The organism is Micromonospora aurantiaca ATCC 27029, assembly GCF_000145235.1.
Classification (GTDB): Bacteria; Actinomycetota; Actinomycetes; order Mycobacteriales; family Micromonosporaceae; genus Micromonospora; species Micromonospora aurantiaca.
The window spans coordinates 2,998,350-3,004,290 of the sequence record NC_014391.1 but is presented as its reverse complement, the minus strand read 5'-3'; the positions used below and the strand labels follow the sequence as shown (position 1 = coordinate 3,004,290).

General features: G+C 74.1%; 4 protein-coding genes. 2 read left to right on the top strand and 2 right to left on the bottom strand.

Annotation, left to right across the window (positions count from 1 at the left end; genetic code table 11):
* Positions 1-161: 161 nt before the first annotated feature.
* Entirely contained in the window at positions 162-926 is a 765-nt protein-coding gene (locus MICAU_RS13140) for a thioesterase II family protein (RefSeq protein ID WP_244879758.1), read from the bottom strand.
* Between the two features lie 81 nt (positions 927-1,007).
* On the opposite strand from MICAU_RS13140, the gene MICAU_RS13135 reads away from it, so the two are divergent.
* Both MICAU_RS13135 and MICAU_RS13130 read left to right on the top strand, forming a co-directional pair.
* Entirely contained in the window at positions 1,008-3,158 is a 2,151-nt protein-coding gene (locus tag MICAU_RS13135; RefSeq protein ID WP_013285797.1) for a hypothetical protein, read from the top strand.
* 118 nt (positions 3,159-3,276) lie between these two features.
* The gene (locus MICAU_RS13130) at positions 3,277-4,914 is read left to right on the top strand and encodes an ABC-F family ATP-binding cassette domain-containing protein (protein WP_013285796.1); all 1,638 of its coding nucleotides are present in this window, start codon (positions 3,277-3,279) and stop codon (positions 4,912-4,914) included.
* Positions 4,915-4,923: 9 nt separating this feature from the next.
* Here the strand turns inward: MICAU_RS13130 and MICAU_RS13125 are convergent, their stop codons facing one another.
* Entirely contained in the window at positions 4,924-5,940 is a 1,017-nt protein-coding gene (locus tag MICAU_RS13125; protein WP_162881604.1) for a sensor histidine kinase, read from the bottom strand.
* Position 5,941: the final 1 nt, after the last annotated feature.

Here is a 5,941-nt window from a genome sequence, read left to right as displayed (position 1 = left end):
GAACACCTCGGCGCACGCGACAGTATGCCGCCTCGTCAGCGACGTCCCTTCGGCGAACGGATGGCGAACTTTAACACCGCTTCTCGGCCGTTCACCAGGTCGAATACCGGACATTGTGGAAGGTCCGGTACGGGTACGAGTCCTTACCCGTTCTTTGTCGCCTATTCCGCCACAGGGGTGTGACTGGCGACGATGTGTCGCATTAGGTCGATGATTTCCGGCAGATGGTCGGTAAGGAAGAAATGCCCGCCGGGAAACACGTGGCATCGCGGTTCGGTGACACATTCCCGGGCCCACCCCGCGGCCCGGTCCCGGTCCACGTGCTCGTCCCCGTCGCCGAGCAGCACGTGCACCGGCACCTCCAGCGGCGGCTCCGGACGGTAGGCGTACCGCTCGGACAGCGCGAAGTCGGCGCGTACCCCGGGCAGGATCAGCTCCATCAGGTCGCGGTCGGCCAGCAGCGCGGCCGGCGTGGCCCCGAAGTCGCGCAACGCCTCGATCAGACCGGCGTCGTCGAGGTCGTGCACGCGCCGCCGCACCAGCCGGGTCTGCGGCGCCTCCGCGCCGCCGACCAGCAACGCCAGCGGCGCGGGCGCGCCCCGGCGGCGCAGCTCCCGCGTCACCTCGAACGCCACGAGCGCCCCCAGGCTGTGGCCGAACAGCAGGAACGGCCCGGACGCCCGCTCGGCGACGGCTGTCGCCAGCGCGTCCACCAGCTCCGCGAGGTCGTCCACGGGTGGCTCGTGCAGCCGGGCGCCCCGGCCCGGCATCAGCGCGACCTGCACCGACAGCTCCGGCGCGGCCAGTTCCTGCCACTGCGCGAAGGAGGCGGCGACGCCGCCGGCGTACGGGAAGACGAACACCTGGGCGTCGCCGGCCGGGGAACCGGCCGGCCCGAACCAGCGGCTCGCACTCACCTGGGGCATGGCCAGGAGCATAGGGCCGGACCACTCCCGGCTCGGCGGACGGGCCTGTGTGGACAGCCGGCCGCCTGGCACACTACCGGGATGCGGCGGGGGGTCTGGTCGGTGCTGGCGATGCTCGTCGCGGCCGGGCTCGGCGCATCGGTCGCCTGGCTGCCGAACGCCACCGACCGGCAGCTCACCCTGCTGCAGTCGGTCCTCGCCGTCCTGGCGGCCGGCGGCCCGATCCTGGGCTGGCTGTGGCGGTGCAACCACCGGGGCGCACGCCGCCCCGGCCCCGAGGCGCAGCGGGCGGCCGACGAGCTGGCCGCCGCCGTCCTCGCGCAGTGGAGCCGCGCGGCGACCGAGCGCGGGCTGTGGGCGCCGGTTCCGATCCGGGTCCACTGGCGGTGGTCGGACCGGCCGGTCACCGGGCCGGTGGACGCCGCCGCGACCGAGGGCGACCTGGTCCGGTTCCCGCCCCTGCCGGCCGTCCCGCCGGTGCGGGCGGCCGACCTCGCCCACGGCGACCTGCACGACCTGTTCCGGGTGTACGCGGGCCTGGGCTCCGGCCGCCTGCTGCTGCTCGGCCGGCCCGGGGCGGGCAAGTCGGCAGCGGTCGTCCTGCTGCTGATCGACGCGCTGGAGCACCGGCAGCGCCTGCCGGAGCAGGAACGCGCACGGGTACCCGTGCCGGTGCTGCTGACCGTGTCCGGCTGGGATCCGCGCCGGCAACCGGTCGCCGACTGGCTGGCCGCCCGGCTGGCCGCCGATCACGATGTCCTCGGCGGGCTCGAACCGGCCCGCCGGCTCGTCACGGGCGGGCACGTGGCGCTCTTCCTGGACGGGCTGGACGAACTGCCGCCGGACCTGCGACCGGTCGCCCTGCGCGCGCTCGACGTCCAGACCACGTTCCGGCTGGTGGTGACGACCCGCAGCCGCGAGCTGGTGGAGGCGGTGGCCGCCGCCCGGCACCTCTCCGGCGCCGCCGCCCTGGAGCTGGAGCCGCTGACCGGCGCGGACATCGCCGCGTACGTCACCCGGAGCCGGACCCAGCCGTTGCCGCCGGGGTGGCAGCGGCTGGTGGACGAGGTGCGCGACCGGCCTGAGAGTCCCGTCGCGCAGGCGCTGCGCAGCCCGCTGATGCTGAGCCTGTTCCGGGACACGGTGACCACCGACGACGATGCCGCGGAGCTGCTCGACAGCTACCACAGCCGGGAGGCGGTGGAGGACGCCCTGCTCGACCGGGTGCTTCCCGCGGCGTACGCCGTCCAGCCCGGCGTGCCGGAGCCGCGCTACACGGCTGCGCAGGCGGCGCGCTGGCTCGGTCACCTCGCCCACCTGATGAACCGGGCGGGCAGCCGCGATCTGGTGTGGTGGCACCTGGCGTCGTTCACCTCCTGGGACCTGTACGCGGTCACGACGGTGCTCGTCACCGGTCTCGGCGCCGGACTGAGCGCGGGGTTGCTCGCCGGGCCGGCGTTCGGGGTCCTGGCCGGGCTGGCGTTCGGGCTGGTGCTCACGTTCACCGCCAAGCTGTCCCGGGACGTGCTGATCGGCCGGCGTCCGCTGCGGCTCCGCCGGATCAGATGGAGCCGGGTCGTCAGCCGTCAGCGGATGGAGAGCGTGCTCGGCGCCGGGCTCACCGGTGCGTTGTTCCTGGGCTTCTTCGGGCTCCTCGTCGCCGCGTGCGCCGATGTCACAGGCATCGGGTCCGGGCGGGCCTTCCCGGTCTTCCTCGCCTTCACCGCGACCGGTTTTCTCGGTTGCCTCTCCCTGGGCCTGTACCTGGCGATGGCCGGCTCGGCGGACGAGGACGACCCGGTGTCGTCGCGGCTGTCCTGGCGGCGGGACCTGTGGTCCGCGGTGGGCGGCGGCCTCTGGCTCGGGTCCGTGCTCGGTGTCCTGGGTGGCCTGGTGGGGCGGCTCGCCGGGTCGGCGGAAGGTGGCATCGCCTGTGGCATCGTCGGCGGCTTCCTGCTCGGCGTGACGTCCTCGCAGACCTGGCGCGCCCTGCTCGTCATGGTCGAGCTGCGCCGTACCGGGGTGGCGCCGCTGCGGCTGCTCCGGTTCCTCGACGACGCGCACCGCCGGTCGGTGCTGCGCACGGTGGGGCCGGTCTACCAGTTCCGGCACGCCCGTCTGCAGGACCGCCTGGCGACCACCGCCGGTGCTACGGTGGACCGGAGTGATCCAGTGGCGATCAGGCAGGCAGGGAGACCAGACATGGCGGGTGACGACGACATCTCCGGGTGAGACCGGACATGTGACCGACCGCAGGCGAGCGCCGTGGTCGTTCCGTCGTACCCCGAGACCGTGTCCCCCGCCGGGCGGCTGAGGTCCGCCCGCCCTCATCTTCGAGGTCGTCTTCCTGATGTCCGATTCCTTCGTCGTCTGCTCGAACCTGACCTTCTCCTGGCCGGACGACACCCCGGTCTTCCAGAACCTCTCCTTCACCCTCGGCGGCGGCCGGACCGGACTGGTCGCGCCGAACGGCGCCGGCAAGAGCACGCTGCTCAAGCTGATCGCCGGCGAGTACCGCCCGGCCGCCGGGTCGGTGACCGTCGACGGCGTGCTGGGCTACCTCCCGCAGAGCCTGCCACTGGCCGCCGACCTCACTGTGGCCGAGGTCCTGGAGATCGCACCGCTGATCGCGGCGCTGCACGCCATCGAGGCCGGCGACGCCGACGAGAGGCACTTCACCACCATCGGCGCCGACTGGGACATCGAGGAGCGCACGCGCGCGCAACTCGACCGGCTCGGCCTCGGCGGCCTCGCCTTCGACAGGCGCCTGGGCACGCTCAGCGGTGGGCAGGTGGTCTCCCTCGGCCTGGCGGCGCAACTGCTCAAGCAGCCCGACGTGCTGCTGCTGGACGAGCCGACGAACAACCTCGACCTGGGCGCCCGGCACCGGCTCTACGACGTGCTGGAACAGTGGCACGGCTGTCTGCTGCTGGTCAGTCACGACCGGGCTCTGCTGGACCGGATGGACCGCATCGCCGAACTCGACCGCGGTGAGATGCGCTTCCACGGCGGCGACTTCACCTCGTACGAGGCGGCCGTGCGGGCCGCGCAGGAGGTGGCGGAGAAGAACGTCCGCAGCGCCGAACAGGACCTCAAGCGGGAGAAGCGGGAGTTGCAGGAGGCCCGCGAACGGGCGGCCCGGCGAGCCGGCAACGCCGCCCGGAACCTGAAGAACGCGGGTCTGGCGAGGATCGTCGCCGGCGGCTTGAAGCGGGACGCGCAGGTGGCGGCGGGCAAGGCGAACGAGATGCACTCCGGGCGGGTCGACGACGCCCGGGCACGGCTGGACGAGGCCGAGCGGGCGCTGCGCAACGAGAAGACGATCACGGTGGAGCTGCCCGCCACCACCGTCCCGGCCGGACGCACGCTGCTGACCGCCGAACGGGTCCGGGTCCGGCACGGTGAGCGGTCGCTGTTCGCCGCCGACGGTGTCGACCTGACGATCCGCGGTCCGGAGCGGATCGCCCTGCTCGGCGACAACGGCGCGGGCAAGTCGACGCTGCTGCGCCTGATCGACGGCGATCTGGAGCCGGAGAGCGGCCGGATCACCCGCGCGGACGGCCGGATCGCGTACCTGTCGCAGCGGCTGGACCTGCTGGACCTGGACCGTACCGTGGCGGAGAACCTGGCCGCGTTCGCGCCGCAGGCCCCTGACGCGCAGCGGATGAACCTGCTCGCCCGCTTCCTGTTCCGCGGCCCGCGCGCGCATCTTCCGGTCGGGGTGCTCTCCGGCGGGGAGCGGCTGCGCGCCACGCTCGCGTGCGTGCTGGGCGCCGAACCGGCCCCGCAGCTCCTGCTGCTCGACGAGCCGACGAACAACCTCGACCTGGTCAGCGTCGGGCAGTTGGAGAGCGCGCTGCACGCCTACCGGGGCGCGCTGCTGGTGGTCAGCCACGACGAGCGGTTCCTCGCCGCGATCGACGTGGGCCGCTGGCTGCGCCTGGCGGACGGACGCCTGGTGGAGACCGGTCCCCCGGACGCCGGCTGACCGGCCCGGTCAGACCGCCGGCAGGCGGACCACGAACCGGCACCCGCCGGTCACGTTGTGCGCGTGCACCCGCCCGCCGTGCGCCTCGACCAGTCCGCGCACGATCGCCAGACCCAGCCCGCCGCCGGCCGGTGCCGCCTCGTCGGCGCCGGCCGGTGCGGGGGTACGGGCCCGGGTGCCCCGGAACGCCACGTCGAACACCCGGGGCAGGTCCGCCTCCGGAATGCCGCCGCAGGTGTCGGAGACGGCGAGCCACGCGTCGGCGTCGTCCCGTCCGGCGTCGATGCGGACAGTGCCGTCCGGTGGCGTGTACCGCACCGAGTTGACCAGCAGGTTCGTCACGACGCGGGCGAGTTCGGCCTCGGCGGCCCGGACGGTCGGCCAGCCGGTCTCCGGGGCGAGCACCCGGACCCGCCGGTCGGCGGCCAGCGGCGCGGTGGCGGCGATCGCGTCGGAGACCACGTCGCCGAGCGGCACCGGGGACAGCGCGGGCCGCAGCGCTCCGGCGGTGATCCGCGACAGCTCGAACAGGTCGTCGACAAGGCGCGTCATCCGGTCCGTCTCGACCCGGATCCGGCGGTGGTACTCGGCCACCGCCGCCGGCTCGTCGACCACCCGGTCCTCCAGCGCCTCCGCCATCGCCCGCAGCCCGGCCAGCGGCGTACGCAGGTCGTGGGAGACCCACGCGACCAGCTCGCGGCGGCCCGCCTCCAGCTGCCGTTCCCGCTGCCGGGCCTGGTCGGCCCAGACCGCCGCCTGGGCGAGGCGGCGGGCGAACGCCACCCCGACGGCCAGGCTGAGCGCCGCGGACGCGGCGACCGTGACGAGGACGACCTGGAGGTCGTGCGCGGACAGGAACATGGCCTGGGCGACGGCGGTGACGCCGGCCGTCACCGAGGCGATGGTGACCGCGAGCAGCACCGCGATGTGCGCGAGGATCGACCGGTGGCGCACCAGCCGCAGCGCGCCGACGCCGAGCGCGCCGACCGCAGCGCCTGCGAGCAGGGCGTAGAGCCCGATGACCATC

Bases quoted from the DNA above. Each gene is read 5' to 3' on its own strand.
- MICAU_RS13140 (WP_244879758.1), bottom strand. From the start codon at position 926: ATGCCCCAGGTGAGTGCGAGCCGCTGGTTCGGGCCGGCCGGTTCCCCG.
- MICAU_RS13135 (WP_013285797.1), top strand. From the start codon at position 1,008: ATGCGGCGGGGGGTCTGGTCGGTGCTGGCGATGCTCGTCGCGGCCGGG.
- MICAU_RS13130 (WP_013285796.1), top strand. From the start codon at position 3,277: ATGTCCGATTCCTTCGTCGTCTGCTCGAACCTGACCTTCTCCTGGCCG.
- MICAU_RS13125 (WP_162881604.1), bottom strand. From the start codon at position 5,940: ATGGTCATCGGGCTCTACGCCCTGCTCGCAGGCGCTGCGGTCGGCGCG.